The sequence below is a fragment of the Rubeoparvulum massiliense genome (assembly GCF_001049895.1).
Lineage (GTDB): Bacteria > Bacillota > Bacilli > Rubeoparvulales > Rubeoparvulaceae > Rubeoparvulum > Rubeoparvulum massiliense.
Genome location: NZ_CVPE01000006.1, coordinates 1,054,337 through 1,069,119 on the forward strand (window position 1 = coordinate 1,054,337; position 14,783 = coordinate 1,069,119).

12 protein-coding genes are annotated in these 14,783 nt (G+C 43.8%); all 12 read right to left on the minus strand.

Features of this window, described 5'->3' with window-relative positions:
- Positions 1–12: 12 nt before the first annotated feature.
- On the minus strand, positions 13–1,383 hold the full coding sequence (murD, locus tag BN1691_RS12905) for a UDP-N-acetylmuramoyl-L-alanine--D-glutamate ligase (RefSeq protein ID WP_048602584.1): 1,371 nt from the start codon (positions 1,381–1,383) through the stop codon (positions 13–15).
- Positions 1,380–2,342: a phospho-N-acetylmuramoyl-pentapeptide-transferase gene (mraY, locus tag BN1691_RS12910; protein ID WP_048602585.1), complete on the minus strand. Its 963-nt coding sequence runs from the start codon at positions 2,340–2,342 to the stop codon at positions 1,380–1,382. Before mraY ends, murD begins: the two co-directional genes overlap by 4 nt.
- 47 nt (positions 2,343–2,389) lie before the next feature.
- Entirely contained in the window at positions 2,390–3,868 is a 1,479-nt protein-coding gene (locus BN1691_RS12915; protein ID WP_082147164.1) for a UDP-N-acetylmuramoyl-L-alanyl-D-glutamate--2,6-diaminopimelate ligase, read from the minus strand.
- 106 nt (positions 3,869–3,974) lie between these two features.
- Positions 3,975–5,909, minus strand: coding sequence for a stage V sporulation protein D (locus BN1691_RS12920; RefSeq protein ID WP_048602586.1), 1,935 nt, complete (start codon positions 5,907–5,909; stop codon positions 3,975–3,977).
- A gap of 107 nt (positions 5,910–6,016) precedes the next feature.
- Positions 6,017–8,326, minus strand: coding sequence for a penicillin-binding transpeptidase domain-containing protein (locus BN1691_RS12925; protein ID WP_187116885.1), 2,310 nt, complete (start codon positions 8,324–8,326; stop codon positions 6,017–6,019).
- A complete protein-coding gene (gene ftsL / locus BN1691_RS12930) occupies positions 8,277–8,690 on the minus strand; it encodes a cell division protein FtsL (RefSeq protein ID WP_048602588.1) in 414 nt (137 codons plus the stop codon). The genes BN1691_RS12925 and ftsL overlap by 50 nt, the downstream gene beginning before the upstream one ends.
- A gap of 43 nt (positions 8,691–8,733) precedes the next feature.
- Positions 8,734–9,672, minus strand: coding sequence for a 16S rRNA (cytosine(1402)-N(4))-methyltransferase RsmH (rsmH, locus tag BN1691_RS12935; protein WP_048602589.1), 939 nt, complete (start codon positions 9,670–9,672; stop codon positions 8,734–8,736).
- 92 nt (positions 9,673–9,764) lie between these two features.
- On the minus strand, positions 9,765–10,196 hold the full coding sequence (gene mraZ, locus BN1691_RS12940) for a division/cell wall cluster transcriptional repressor MraZ (RefSeq protein ID WP_048602590.1): 432 nt from the start codon (positions 10,194–10,196) through the stop codon (positions 9,765–9,767).
- Between the two features lie 173 nt (positions 10,197–10,369).
- A complete protein-coding gene (bshC, locus tag BN1691_RS12945) occupies positions 10,370–12,019 on the minus strand; it encodes a bacillithiol biosynthesis cysteine-adding enzyme BshC (RefSeq protein ID WP_048602591.1) in 1,650 nt (549 codons plus the stop codon).
- 42 nt (positions 12,020–12,061) lie between these two features.
- The gene (locus BN1691_RS12950) at positions 12,062–12,625 is read right to left on the minus strand and encodes a TetR/AcrR family transcriptional regulator (RefSeq protein ID WP_048602592.1); all 564 of its coding nucleotides are present in this window, start codon (positions 12,623–12,625) and stop codon (positions 12,062–12,064) included.
- A 42-nt stretch (positions 12,626–12,667) separates the two neighbouring features.
- Complete coding sequence (locus BN1691_RS12955) at positions 12,668–13,054, minus strand: DUF3397 family protein (protein WP_048602593.1); 387 nt, start codon at positions 13,052–13,054, stop codon at positions 12,668–12,670.
- Positions 13,055–13,240: 186 nt separating this feature from the next.
- Complete coding sequence (locus BN1691_RS12960) at positions 13,241–14,782, minus strand: acyl-CoA carboxylase subunit beta (protein WP_048602594.1); 1,542 nt, start codon at positions 14,780–14,782, stop codon at positions 13,241–13,243.
- Position 14,783: the final 1 nt, after the last annotated feature.

Below are 14,783 nucleotides of genomic sequence, written 5' to 3' on the forward strand. Positions count from 1 at the left end.
TAGACAGGCTTATTACAGGTTATGCACGGCCTCCTTGAAAATATGCCCTCTTTCTTCAAAGCATGAATACATATCCCAGCTCGCACAGGCAGGAGATAGTAGAACCACATCACCTTTATTTGCAAGCTTGGCACTTGCTGTAACCGCTGCTTTCACATCATTCACCTGAATAATCGTAGGAATCTGCGCAGACTCTCCGAATTCTTTAAAACGTTCTGCCGTCTGACCATAGACAACCATGGCCCGAACATGCTGAAGATAAGGGCGTAATCCCTCAAAGGAGTGACCGCGATCTAAGCCACCTGCAATCCAGATAAGCGGTTCATCAAAAGCTGATACTGCTTGAATTGCTGCTTCTACATTGGTTGCCTTGGAGTCATTATAGTAACGAACATCTTGAAGGGTTCGAACATACTCAAGCCGATGTTCTACCCCTTGGAAATTTCGGAGAACTTGTTGAATCGCTTCTACCTTTCCTCCTGCTAGTAGTGTCATACAAATCGCAGCGAGGATATTGGCAATATTATGCATACCCTTCAGCTGAATCTCACTTTCCTCAATAATGGGGATGGGGACCTGCTTGGCGTATTTAAAATAGACCTTGCCATTCTTTAAATAGGCACCCTGTTCAACCTCTTCATAGGTATGAAAGAAGCAGACTTGTGATGCCACTTGCTTTGCCAGCTTATATGAAATCTCCTGTTCACCATTGAAGATGGCCCAATCGGTGCTGGTTTGATTTTGAAAAAGCTTCATTTTCGCTGCGATATAGGCTTCCTTAGTTTTATGAAAATCTAAGTGGGCATCAAAGATGTTGAGTAAAGCAGCAATATGTGGATAGAATTGGCTTGTCCCTTCCAGTTGAAAGCTACTCAATTCTGTAACTAACCAATCATTCCGTTGGCTCTCCATGGCAACAGAGGTGAGAACCGTTCCAATATTTCCTGCAACATGTACAGGTAATCCAGATTGAGCGAGCATCTCACCAACCAGTGTAGTTGTTGTTGTCTTCCCATTGGAACCTGTAATTCCAATGATCGATGACTCTGTCAGGCGACTGGCAAATTCCACCTCGGTGATGATAGGAATACCATGTTCCTGGGCCCAACGAATAGGAGGAATATCATAAGGAATCCCTGGATTTTTCACAACCAGATCAAAAGGTTGCGCATAGACCTCCTCAGGATGACCACCGCAATGAACCTGAATCCCCATCTCTTCTAGAGCGGCAGCTTCAGGAACCTCTTCCCGTGGTTTCTTTTCGTTGACAATAACCTTAGCACCTAGTGAATGTAAAACTTGAGCAGCAACAAATCCGCTTTTCGCCATACCAAGCACTAGGATATGTTGGTTATGAAAAACCTTGCTTTTCTCTTCATTCATGCTGCATACACCTCGATATAGATTCCTAGAATGGCAAAGATGAGGGAGACGATCCAGAAGGTGATCACAACTCGCCATTCTGACCAGCCAACCAACTCAAAATGATGATGAATGGGACTCATTCGGAAAACACGTTTCCCACGTAATTTGAACGATAAGACTTGAATGATTACGGATAACGTCTCAATAACATAGACTCCACCAAGAATAATCAAGAGTAACTCCGTTTTTGTCAAGACAGCAATTCCTGCCAACGCGCCACCCAAAGCAAGCGAACCCGTATCCCCCATAAAGACTTTCGCAGGATGGCGATTGTATACTAAGAATCCTAAGACCGCACCGACGATCACAGCGCTATAGGTAGCAACATTCCATTCACTTAATGCCCAAGCAATCACAGCATAAGCGCTGAAGGTAATCGCGCTGCTTCCTGCTAGTAAACCATCCAAGCCATCGTGGAGGTTCACAGCATTGGTAGTAGCAAGAAAGAGTATGATTAAAAATGGCAAATAGAACCAACCCAAATCCCATCCAATGTTGGTTCCTGGCAGATAGATTGAATGATCAAATGAACGTTGTAATAAACCATAATAAAAGATGAGGGCGATGACAAGCTGGCCAAATAATTTCTGCTTGGCAGTTAAGCCAAGATTGCGTTTTAATCCTACTTTAATAAAATCATCTAAAAAACCAATTAACCCATACCCGACGGTGACCACCAGTAACAGATAGAAGTCACTATTCTTGACGGCATAGAATAAGGTTGTTAGCAAAATCGAGGTTAAAAAGATCACACCACCCATGGTAGGTGTCCCCTGCTTTTTAAAGTGGGACTTGGGTCCTTCTTGACGAATACTTTGACCCACCTTTAAGCGACGTAACAAGGGGATATAAATAGGTCCCACCAAGAGAGCGATAATAAAAGCAGCAGCTGCACTTACCAGTAGTATCTGCTTCATGCTACAACACTTCCTTCCACGAAAACTTTGATCTCGCTGATTGTTCTCTACCGGTGGTAACGAAGATGAATCGCTTCAGCTGCTTCTTCACGGTCATCAAAATGATGACGTACCCCGTTAATCTCTTGATAAGTTTCATGGCCCTTCCCAGCAATTATCACAATATCGCCTGGCTCTGCTTGAGCAATAGCATATTGAATTGCGTCACGGCGGTTCTCAATCACTTCATAGGTTGCATCAGGATCATTTTGAACACCTGTGAGCATATCCTGTAGGATGGCCTCAGGAACCTCTGTCCGTGGGTTATCTGACGTAAAAACTGATAGATCAGCCAGCTGTGTAGATATTTGAGCCATTAAAGGACGTTTACTCCGATCACGGTCGCCCCCACAGCCACAGACTGAGATCAATCTGCCCTCCTTCACTTCCTTCATGGTTTGTAATACATTCTGAAGTCCATCAGGAGTGTGGGCATAATCTACAATTACCCGGAATGGTTGGCCTGCTTCAACTCGTTCACAGCGGCCGGGCACCCCGTGGGCCTTTTCTAGACTGGCTTTAATCTGTTCTAAGGAGAGTCCTTCCAACAATGCAGCTGTAATCACTGCTAATGCATTATAAACATTGAAGCGCCCCATTAGGTGAAGAGCAAATGGGGCAGAACCAGCAAAGCTCTCCACGATAAACTGTACGCCATCTGAGTTGAGTGTCACATTCGTCGCCCGAACATCTGCCTGTTCATGAATGGCATAGGTAAGAACTGGTGCTGCAGTTGCCTCTGCCATCAACTTTGATGCAGGATCGTCCCCATTAAGAATGGCAACGGGTAGATTTTCTCCTTCATAAGCATTTCCAAGCTGAGCAAAGAGCAGGGATTTTGCATAGGCGTATGCTTCCTTCGTATGGTGATAATCCAGATGATCTTGCGTCAAATTGGTAAAAATAGCACTACGGAATTTACAGCCCCATACCCGTCCTTGGGTGAGGGCATGGGAGGAGACCTCCATCATGGCATAATCTGTTTTTTCCTTACGCATTAAAGCAAATGTTTCCTGAAGAGTAACAGGATCAGGGGTGGTATTATTCGTTGGAAAGCTTGTTGTCCCAACCTTCCGTTCAATGGTGCCGATCAGACCTGTTCGATAGCCAGCATCTTGAAAGATCTGCTCCAATAAATATGTCACTGTACTCTTTCCATTGGTTCCAGTAACCCCAATTAAACGCAAGTGCTGAGTAGGATGATCATAGAATCTATCTAAAAGAATGGCAAGTGCTCGTCTTGTATTACGTACATAGAGGGTAGGAACCGTAACCTCTACTGGTTGAGATGCAACAATGGCGACAGCTCCCTTAGCAACCGCTTCTTCAGCAAATTGATGCCCATCTACACGGTATCCTGGGATGCAGACAAATAATGTGCCAGGAACAACCTCGTTCGATTTATCAGTTATTTTTGTAATGGTACATTCATGATGATTTACCACTGTAATAAAGGGTAAACCATGAATGAGGGTAGATAAGTTCACGTCTCTCTTCCTCCCGATCACGATATTACGGCTACGATGGAATGAAAATCATCATTCAGTATTGACATTAGTTCATAAAAACAGTCAGAAACCGTACCAATTCATTCTAATTCTTCTCCTGCAGATTGTCACCTAGATATATGCGGATTCGCTTTCCCTCTTCTACTTTTGTTCCTGGGGCTGGTGACTGCATAATCACCTGCTCACCATGGCCTGTAACCTCAATAGGGAGCTGAAAATAACTCTGCCGTAGTTCATCAATGGACATTCCCCGTAGATCAGGTACCTCATAGAGAATGGGATCACCCCAGCGATATTGCTTGGGCAGCTGATTTTTCCGTGGTTCAACCTCCAGGTATTCTAAGACATCCTCCATGATTTTTTGAACCACCGGTGCTGAAACCACCGAGCCAAACTGAATACCACTAGGATTATCTACAGCTACATAGATGACTACAGCAGGTTCATCTGCAGGAGCAAACCCGATAAACGAAACGATATGTTCATTGGCAAGATATCGCCCATTAGGTCCAACCTTCTGTGCTGTACCTGTCTTACCACCAACACGAAAACCATCGAGATAAGCTGCACGACCAGAGCCATTGGCTACCACGCTTTCCAATGCCTCACGTACCTTGGTACTAGTCTCCTCGGAGATGACTTGTTCTCCTTTAGGAACATTGATGATCTCTGTAACCTCATGAGATTCAGGATTCACCCACTGCTTTCCTACATGGGGTTGGACCAAGTATCCCCCATTAATAGCAGCTGAAATTGCTGCGACTTGTTGAATCGGTGTGACGGAAACACCTTGACCAAAGGAAGTGGTGGCTAACTCCACAGGCCCTACACGATCCAACTTAAAGAGAATACCTGTCCCCTCACCTGGCAAATCAACGCCTGTCTTCTGACCAAACCCAAAACGTCGAATATAATCAAACAAGCGATCCTTTCCCAAGCGTTGGCCCATGGCGATAAATCCTGGATTGCAAGAGTTCTCTACAACTTGTAGATAGGACTGAGAACCATGTCCACCATGCTTCCAACAACGAATTCTTGCACCACCTACCATGGCATACCCCGGGTCAAAAAAGTGATCACGATGAAGATCCACCTGACCTTCCTCGATCGCAGCAGCTAAAGTAATCACTTTAAAGGTTGAACCAGGCTCATAGGTTTTCCAAATCGGTAGATTGCGATTGTAGATTTCGCTCTCGTACTCTCGATACTGCCCAGGATGATAGGTAGGACGTGAAGCCATACCCAATATTTCTCCATTACCTGGGTCCATTGCAATGGCCAAAATATTATCGGGTTGAAACTGCTGCACTGCTGAATCTAATTCTCGTTCAATGATCTTCTGAATATTGATATCGATGGTTAAATAGAGATCCTCTCCATCGCGCGGTGGAAGAAAGCGCTCACTCTGATTGGGCATCATTTTCCCTTTCGCATCCGCATAGAAGGAAATATATCCTCGGTTACCCACAAGACGTTGATCGTATTGACGTTCAACCCCAGTCAACCCTTGATTATCAACACCTGTAAAGCCTAAAATATGTGCGGCTAGCTCACCATGGGGATAATAACGTTGACTATCCTCCACAATGAGGACACCTGGTAGCTGTAGTGCTCCAATTGCCTGTGCTTTCTCCTCCGAAATTCTTCTACCTTCCGGTGCGATCCAAACCAATAACTGTCGTTTGCGTACAAGCTTATCTATCTTGTCTCGATCAATTTCGAGAATGTGAGCAAGCTGAAAAGCTGTTTCATCCTTATCGACAATTTGCGAGGGAATTAACATCACTGAAGGTACACTTACATTGTAGGCTAATACATGTCCATTCCGATCCAAGATCTGTCCCCGTTTTGCATCGAATGGAACATCCCGAGTCCAAAGATTTTCCGCTTTATCCATCAATTCTTGCCCTGCGAATAATTGAACATATGCAAAACGAGCTAATAATAAAAAGTAGAGCAATATACTGAAAAACAGTGTGATTGCAAGCCGCTTACGTATTGTTACATTGGAGTTTTTCATCCTGAGTCACCTCGCCATCTACTTGCTTTCACCTTTATTCAGGCGAGGTTTTGTTTAGAACAAGCTATCTCCTCTAATGCTGAGATAATCTAGTATTACCAGTATGCTTACTCAAAAGGAATTGTCCCTGTTTCCCGTTGCCCCCCTTTTCCTTCGTTGGAATCCTGTGATTCCTGTTCTGAATTACCCTCCTGCTGTTGTTGCTCAGATATATCCTCTATCTCTTCATCTCTTCCCTGGCCTGGAACGGGACCAGAAAGAGGCTGTAAACGGAAATGAATCACCTGGTCGCTAGCAATTTTTACTCCAGGCTCAATGGATTGAGCAATGACATAGCCTTGACCATCCGTTTGTGCTTGAATTCCTAATAATGAGGTATACTCCATCACCTCACGCAATGAAGTCCCTGTAAAATCAGGGATCGGAATTTCCTCTGGCTTTTGTACCAATAAATAAATGGTCTGCTCATTGGTCACCACCGTATTGGGGCGAGGGTATTGCTGAATGATCGTGTCCCCCGTACCCACAACCTCCACATTTTTCCCCTGCTCTAATAGCATCTTCTTTGTAGGAAGGACCTGCTCACCTTCAAAGCTAGGTAATTGATAGGATTGTGCCTGATTAGATACAACCACCATTTCAGAATTAGGTGCTACATTGAGATACTGTAAGCTACTCTGCATCACTGATGTAAAAATTGGGGCAAGCACCTTACTACCGATATAAGGAAATTCCAATTGTGGTTCATCTACAACAACATAGACCAATAATTGTGGATCATCCTTTGGTGCGTATCCGATAAAGGAGACAATATGCTTGGTATTTGAATAACGGCCATTTTCAATTTTTTGAGCTGTCCCTGTTTTTCCTGCTACCTCATAGCCAGGGATTTCATATTTTCTCGCCGTGCCATGTTCACTGGTTACGGTAGATACAAGATATTCCGTCACCTGTTTAGCTGTTTCTTCTGAGATAACACGATGGATCTCCTCACGCTGGCTTTGATAGAGTACAGCGCCAGTATCCTCGTCAATAATCTCCTTCACAATATGAGGTTTTAGAAGAGTACCTCCATTGGCAACTGCACTTACAGCAGTGACCATCTGGATCGCGGTGACATTGATCCCTTGTCCAAATGAAATATTAGCTAACTCAATGGGTACAACATGGGCAATATCTTTGGCGACACCGCCAGCCGCTTCCCCAGAAACTTCTATACCAGTTTGTTTCATAAATCCAAACCGTTCAATATATTGAAAGAGTCGTTCCTTCTGTAATCTTTCATAGCCAAGAATAGCAAAGGCAACGTTACTAGAACGTTGTACCCCTTCAAGAAAGGTGAGTTCTCCCCAATGGGTATTTACGTCAGGAACGATCCCACCTGGAACCTTTAACCTTCCAGATTGATAGCGTTCCTCCGGATTAAAGAGTCCTTCTTCTACAGCAGCTGAAAGGGTCACAATCTTAAAGGTTGATCCCGGCTCAAACGGGGCACCAACGGAGTAATTTACATAGTTGCTAATCCCCTTCCAATACTCTGACGGATTAAAATGTGGGCGATTCGCCATGGCTAATATCTCCATGTTGTTTGGGTCGACAACAAGAACACTCATCCGATTGGGATGAAACTCCCTTTCCGCTTCATCCAATGCTTTCTCCACATATTGTTGGATTCTTTCATCAATCGTTAGAATGATTTTTTTACCGTTTTCTGGTTTTTCTAAAGAAGCTTTGGTAGCAGCCAACTGGTACCCTCGCTTATCCTTCGTAAAGAGTTGGAATCCCGCTTTCCCTTCCAATTGTACATTGAAGTCTTTTTCAATTCCCATCACCGGCTCATTATCGAGGTTCACATAGCCTAGTACATGGGAGGCAAATGATCCATTGGGATAGAAGCGCTTGGTGGTCTTCACTAATTCGATGCCAGGCAACTCAAGTGCCATAACCTGTTGGGCCACATCCTGCGTAATCTTATAACCACCTGGACGAAGCTCTACTTGGTAAACCCCGTCCTTACTCAATAATTTATTAAGTTGATCCACATCCATCTTAAGAATGGGAGCTAGCTTCACTGCCGTTCCCAGCTTATCCTCAACATAGGAGTCTGCTTTCGAATTGAGTACAGCTACCACATTATACGCCCGCCCCTCATAGGCAAAAGGCTTACCATTCCGATCAGTGATAGTTCCTCTCTGTGGTTCCAGTACAGAGGAGCTACGCCAATATTTTACCGCCTGCTCCTGTAGCCACTCCGCATCTACTACTTGAAGGGTAAAAGACTTAAACATTAGCAAAAAAAATAGGAGCGTGACAATAAGTCCAATGCCCATCGCTCGAACTTTTGTCTTCCTCCGAAATTGACTCATCTCACTCATCCGCCCCTCGACTTTCTTCGGCAAATTCTCGAGCACTAACATCTCCATTCTCTTTCTGTACCATCTGCTCTTGAGGATTCGATGTGAGTACTTTCACGGTTCCGTTTCCCATCTTTAATCCCTTCGATTCTGCAAAGCTAATAATCCTCTCCTGATTGGATAGTTGCTCTTTTTCATACAATAGCTGTTGATTCCGATCCTTTAAATCTTGAATTTCAATCTGCAGCTGTTGTAGTTGATAGTTATACTTATTAATCTGTCCATAGCGTGAAAGAATCAATGTGGACATGAGAACGATAGCAATGATTAGAAAGATATATAATAATTTATCAAAGCCGCTTAAACCACTACGCATTTCTACAACTCTTTCAGTTGAAACACCGGTACCATACGTTTGCCCACTCATGCGAGTTCACCTCTTTCCTTACTGCATCTAATAGACAGATTCGTTATTCCAGTATTTTTTCAGCCACCCGTAACTTCGCTGAGTGTGCTCGACGATTTGTTGCTACTTCCTCGTCTGTTGGAAGAATCGGTTTTCTTGTAATAATTTTCACAGAGGGTTGGCGTCCACAAACACAAACAGGAAATGCAGGGGGACACTCACAGCCTTTTGCTGCTTCTTGATAAATCTCTTTACAAATTCGATCCTCTAAGCTGTGAAATGTAATCACAGCGATCCTGCCATGAAGGTTTAGCAATTGGACTCCTGCTTGAACCGCCTCGGTGAATGCACCTAGCTCATCATTGACAGCAATTCGGATCGCCTGAAAGGTGCGTTTTGCTGGATGACCACCAGTTCTACGTGTTGCAGCAGGGATCGCATTCTTGACTAACTCCGCCAATTGAAGTGTTGTCTCGATTGGTGCTTCAGCCCTTGCTTGACAGATTGCATGTGCGATCCGCTTCGAAAATCGTTCCTCGCCATATCGCCAGATAATCGATGCCAGTTCTTGCTCAGGCCATGTGTTCACAAGTCCTTTTGCTGATAGCGGTTGCGTACGATCCATGCGCATATCCAATGGAGCATCCTTCTGGTAGCTAAAACCTCGTTCAGCATCATCTAATTGTGGCGAAGAAACACCAAGGTCGAAAAGAATTCCATCAATTTTATTGACACCAAATGTCGCAAGCTCCTCTTGGAGCCTACGAAAATTAGCATGGATATAGGTAATCCGATCAGCGTACTTCTGTAGTCGCTCTTGGGTAGCCTGTAGTGCTTCTTCATCTTGGTCAAAGGCGAAGAGCCGCCCTTCCGAACCAAGACGTTGGGCAATCAGTTCACTGTGACCTCCACCACCCAAAGTTGCGTCGACATAGATGCCATCCTCTTGTACATTGAGTGCTTCTACAGCTTCATGTTGTAACACAGTCACATGATGAAACATGATCGTCCTCCATTTCAGGATCATTTTTCAGAAATATTATTTGTTAAATATATTGCGCATTCTCTAGGATCCTCATCCTAAGATGTAAGAATCTACAGTTGGAAATCCACAATGGTCTCGGCAATTTCCGCAAAGGATTCTTCAGATTCTTCATAGTACTTTTGCCATTCATCATAGGACCATATTTCCACCCGATTGGAGACACCAATAATGACACAGTCCTTTTCCAAATGGGCATATTCACGAAGGTGGGCAGGTATATTGACACGTCCTTGCTTATCAAGCTCGGCATCAACAGCACCAGAAAAGAAGAAACGTGTAAATTTGCGGGCATCGGCACGTGTTACCGGCAGAGCTCTAAACTTTTGCTCTATTGCTTGCCACTCAGCAGGTGGGTAGACAAATAAGCAGCGGTCAAGCCCCCGTGTGATAATAAAGGAGTCCCCCAGAAGCTCACGCAACTTGGCTGGCATAAAGATTCTACCTTTTGCATCTAAAGAATGCTGGTATTCTCCCATCAACACAGGCCTTCACCACCTTTACCCCTATTATACCCACTTTGCCCCACTTTTCACCACCTATTCTCCTTTTATTCGTTGGAAAAACATAAAAACCCTGCTAAGTACTTAGCAGGGTTTGAAAAACAGGTCTAAAGTAATATAAAGGCCAAGTTATATGCAACTAAAGTATAGCGTGGTTAAGCTGGAGAATCAGTGGCACCGCCGAGGCAAATTTCATAGTGACAACCATCTGCAGGTAAATCACACTGCATTAATTCCTTAAACCAGTTCTCACCATACTTATTTATATATTGAAAAATATTATAAGTTCTTTCTTGATATCTCCCCGTTGGTAATAGACCATATTCCATCCTTTGAAAATGTTGAATCGCTGTATGGTGCTGTTTCTCCATCTCATTGAGGGTTCGTTGCTGTAAAAATTGTACCTGCTCCAGAATTTTCTGTAGGTTCTTTTCTCCTAGCTGCTTCATGCCATCATGAATCTGTTCCAATCCAGCAAGGATCGTATCATAACGACGAACTAAGTCCTCTTGCAAGTGGGTAAACTGTGCAAGGAGCTGCTGGTCGTCCTGTCCCTTAATCCAAGCATCCTTATATTGCTCCACACCATGTAAAACTTGCGTGCATTTCAGATCATATTTACGTAGTAATTTTTGAATCGTTCCTTCAACAATTGTCCCTGAGAAACGTGGAATGATAGGTGGCATGGGGCTCCCTAGCCATTGAAAGAGTGGTTTTAACATCGCCCAGTAAGCAATTTCTCCAGGTCCAGCCACAAAAGCAAGGGTGGGAAAAAGATATTCTTGCATCAATGGTCGTGTAACCACATTGGAACTGAAGCGACTGGGATCAGCTTCAAGAAGCCGGAGTAGTGCTGGTGTATCCCACTTCAGTTCACCATGCTTTCCAGACCATTTCCCCTCCATATGATCAAGCAGCTCCCGTTCCTGCTCCTTAATGTAGAAGAGATGTCCATTCTCCTCCACAGTCTGAATCTGACAGGGATAATCCAACTCCATGACTTGCATCTTTCCCTGTCTAAAGGCTGCTTGTACCTGAGAATTCTCCTTGATGATCCTCGCAAATAATGGTGACTCCACATGGCGTAATGGTGGGTAAGCAGAATCAATTAACACTAAGCCATGCTCTCCAAGCAGCCGAACCATGATCTTCGAGAAAAATTCCGTCAAGGAACTGGAGGCTTGCGCTAATTCCAGATAGGCCTGTTTTAAGGAAAGAGTAAATTCCGTTTGCAGGCAGCTGTCAAAAAAATGATTCACATATTCAGATAAAACCTTGGGCTCAATTCTCCGATATGAAATGGGTATTCGTTGTTCACCCTCTAGCGGTAATCTTTGTCGCTCAATGCTATTGTCTTTGTTAAGCAAATATGTATGATTGACCTCAGCAAAATCATGATCCTCCCCAGCGATCCAAAAAACAGGAATGACAGGGCGCTGTAAGCTCTCACTCCATTTATTAGCCAATTGTACAATGGAAATGGCCTTATAAATGGAATAGAGGGGTCCTGTTAAGATTCCTGCCTGTTGTCCTCCTACAATCACAAGGGCATCCTCATCGATGAAACGATGGATATTTTCCAACGCTCTAGGATGGTTGTCAACCAGTTTGTTATATTGAAGCAGTGCTTCTCCAACATCTTTTCGCCGATCCTTTGGATACTGTTTTAATTGGCCCACCCGATCATGGAAGCTTGTATCCATAAATGGTGGATAAGCAAAGAGCGATGATACACGTGAATATTCTGTACAGTATGCTTCAAAAATAGGATTGGAAAATCCAATCTGACATGCTTCTATCTTCATTTGATCGCTCCTTATTGTGACATTCTCGCATTGATGCTCTGTTTACTTGGTTAACAGATGAGTAAATAACCAAGTCATATATTGGGTATTCTCCTCCGCATTTTCAGGATATGTAACGCCTAACTGTGTAAGCGTTCCAACAAAGGTTAAGGTGAGTCTCGTTGCTTGCTCTGATGAATATCCGCCATCCATGAACAGTTGATTCAATTGGTCTTTCAATTCTTGATGGGCGAGCAATTGTGCCTGTCGACCCTTGTCGCCATGGTGATGATATTGAACATCCGCCATAATTTCATGCCATTCATTGATATGACCAGAAATAAAGGGGAAGAGCAATGCAGAAATCTGTTTAATCCGCTCTCTGCACGAGGATTCCTCAATCATCAAGCGTTCAATTCTTGTACGGATGGTTTCCCACTCGCCAATTAATATATCGTGATACAAAAGTGCCTTGTTTTGATAATAGTTATAGATGGTGCCTACAGCAATATTCGCTTCTTGGGCAATAGTTCGCATATCAGCTCGTTCATATCCTCGTTCCTTAAACACCTTTTCAGCTGCTTGTCGAATACGCCATTGAATCTCCTGTTTCGAATCCATTTCCATTCCTATCTCCGCCTTCTAAAGTTCCTATTAGTCCAGCATAGATTACGAGATTTGATATTGATATATGATTCCTAGTACTACAGTAACTACATGTAGTATAAGCAGAACTAAAAAACTTAAACGCCAGCCAGCACGGAATAGACGTTGTGGGTAAAAGTCGCCATGCAATTTATACTGCAATAAGGCAAGAATAATGAAAAATAGGAGCATGACAATGGCATACCACCAAAGAAAAGCCTTTGATTGATAGGTGATGTAAATCGCCGTTTGGATATTGAAGAGCAAGAAAAGTGTGATGATATCCGTGGTATGCTGAAAGGCTATTTTTCTTTCCTGGCGGGCAATTCGAAAAATGATATAAATAATCGGCAATATCAAAAGTGGATAAGTGATCATTATCGATAAGATATTAACCAAGAATGCAAACACGGGCTACTTCCTCCTGAAGCATCCAAAAAGAATCGGGATGCTAGTCTTGTTTCTTCCTATTATAGTTTATAATAAGTACTTCGTGCAAAGTAGAGTGTGAAAATCAGTAAAATAAACTCTTGAAAGTAATATAAAGAAGGCGAGACAGACTGCCACGCCTTCATACTGCCTAGGAACATTCCAATTTCAAACAGGATATACTGGCTTTTTACGCTGTGAAAAGGTCATGTTCTTCGTAGCGTAAAGAGCGTAACGATGGATCAACTCCTGACGTACATTTTCAATGGGGATGATTCCATCCACAATCAACTTGGAGCCTAAGCGATAAATATCGATATCCTCTTGATACTCCCTACGCTTTTCGTGGATGAAGCGTTGACGTTCCTCTTCATCCTTGAGCTGGGCAATTTTATTCAAATAAACTGCATTCACTGCTGCTTCTGGTCCCATCACCGCAATTTGTGCATCCGGTAAGGCCAGGCAGCAATCTGGTTCAAAGGCTGGACCTGCCATCGCATAAAGTCCAGCGCCATACGCCTTTCGTACAATCAAAGAGATCTTTGGTACAGTAGCCTCACTTACCGCAGCGATCATTTTCGCCCCATGACGAATGATCCCTGCTTGCTCGACCTTTGTTCCTATCATAAAACCAGGCACATCAGCCAAAAAGAGTAAAGGAATCTGGTATGCGTCACAGAGATGGATAAAGCGTGCAGCCTTATCTGCAGAATCAACAAATAAAACCCCACCTTTAACCGAGGGTTGATTGGCCACAATGCCAATGGTTCGCCCTCCCATACGTGCGAGGGCAGTAATCAACTCAGGGGCAAACTCTTCTTTAATTTCTAAGAAACTATCTGCATCGATGATACCATGAATCAACTCCTTCATATTAAACGGAGCATTAGGATGCTTGGGAATAATGGTAGAAAGTTTTGCATTGGCTTCTCCATCAGGCTCTTGACTCTCCTGAATTGGAGTAGAATGGCGATAATTGGCGGGCATATATTGGAGGTAGCCACGAGCGATGACGATCGCTTCTTCTTCATCGCTAGCCAAAAAATCTCCACAACCACTGATTCGACAATGCATGGCAGCCCCACCCATCTCCTCCAAGCTTACTTTTTCTCCAATCACCATCTCTGCCATCCTTGGGGAGCCCAAATACATGCTACTATTTCCTTCTACCATGATGACCACATCACAAAATGCTGGAATATATGCCCCACCAGCTGCTGATGGTCCAAAAAGCAGACAAACCTGCGGAACTCTTCCCGACATGCGAACCTGTTGATAAAAAATTTTACCTGCTCCTCGTCTCCCTGGGAACATCTCCAGTTGATCGGTAATTCTTGCACCTGCAGAGTCCACTAAATAAAACATTGGCACTTCTAAACGGTCCGCTAACTCCTGAATTCGAATGATTTTCTCCACCGTATGAGGTCCCCAAGAGCCTGCCTTAACTGTAGAGTCATTAGCCATGACACATACAGTTTGGCCAGCGATCTTTCCCATTACAGTCACTACACCATCTGCAGGAAGACCAGATTCTAAACAATTTGCAAATAATCCATCCTCAACCATGATCGAGTCTGGATCTAATAGGCGCTGGAGCCGTTCTCTTACGAACCATTTCCCTTGTGCCTTTTGCTGCTCATGATATTTTGCTACACCACCTTGTAAAATCCGCCCGACTCGCTCTTGCCATGTTTGATTAATCTCTTCCATC

Excerpts from the sequence above, each read along its gene's own strand:
- BN1691_RS12925 (WP_187116885.1), bottom strand. The coding sequence starts at position 8,326 with ATGTTAGTGCTCGAGAATTTGCCGAAGAAAGTCGAGGGGCGGATGAGT.
- mraY (WP_048602585.1), bottom strand. The coding sequence starts at position 2,342 with ATGAAGCAGATACTACTGGTAAGTGCAGCTGCTGCTTTTATTATCGCT.
- BN1691_RS12950 (WP_048602592.1), bottom strand. The coding sequence starts at position 12,625 with ATGGAAATGGATTCGAAACAGGAGATTCAATGGCGTATTCGACAAGCA.
- BN1691_RS12920 (WP_048602586.1), bottom strand. The coding sequence starts at position 5,909 with ATGAAAAACTCCAATGTAACAATACGTAAGCGGCTTGCAATCACACTG.
- murD (WP_048602584.1), bottom strand. The coding sequence starts at position 1,383 with ATGAATGAAGAGAAAAGCAAGGTTTTTCATAACCAACATATCCTAGTG.
- ftsL (WP_048602588.1), bottom strand. The coding sequence starts at position 8,690 with ATGAGTGGGCAAACGTATGGTACCGGTGTTTCAACTGAAAGAGTTGTA.
- rsmH (WP_048602589.1), bottom strand. The coding sequence starts at position 9,672 with ATGTTTCATCATGTGACTGTGTTACAACATGAAGCTGTAGAAGCACTC.
- bshC (WP_048602591.1), bottom strand. The coding sequence starts at position 12,019 with ATGAAGATAGAAGCATGTCAGATTGGATTTTCCAATCCTATTTTTGAA.
- BN1691_RS12960 (WP_048602594.1), bottom strand. The coding sequence starts at position 14,782 with ATGGAAGAGATTAATCAAACATGGCAAGAGCGAGTCGGGCGGATTTTA.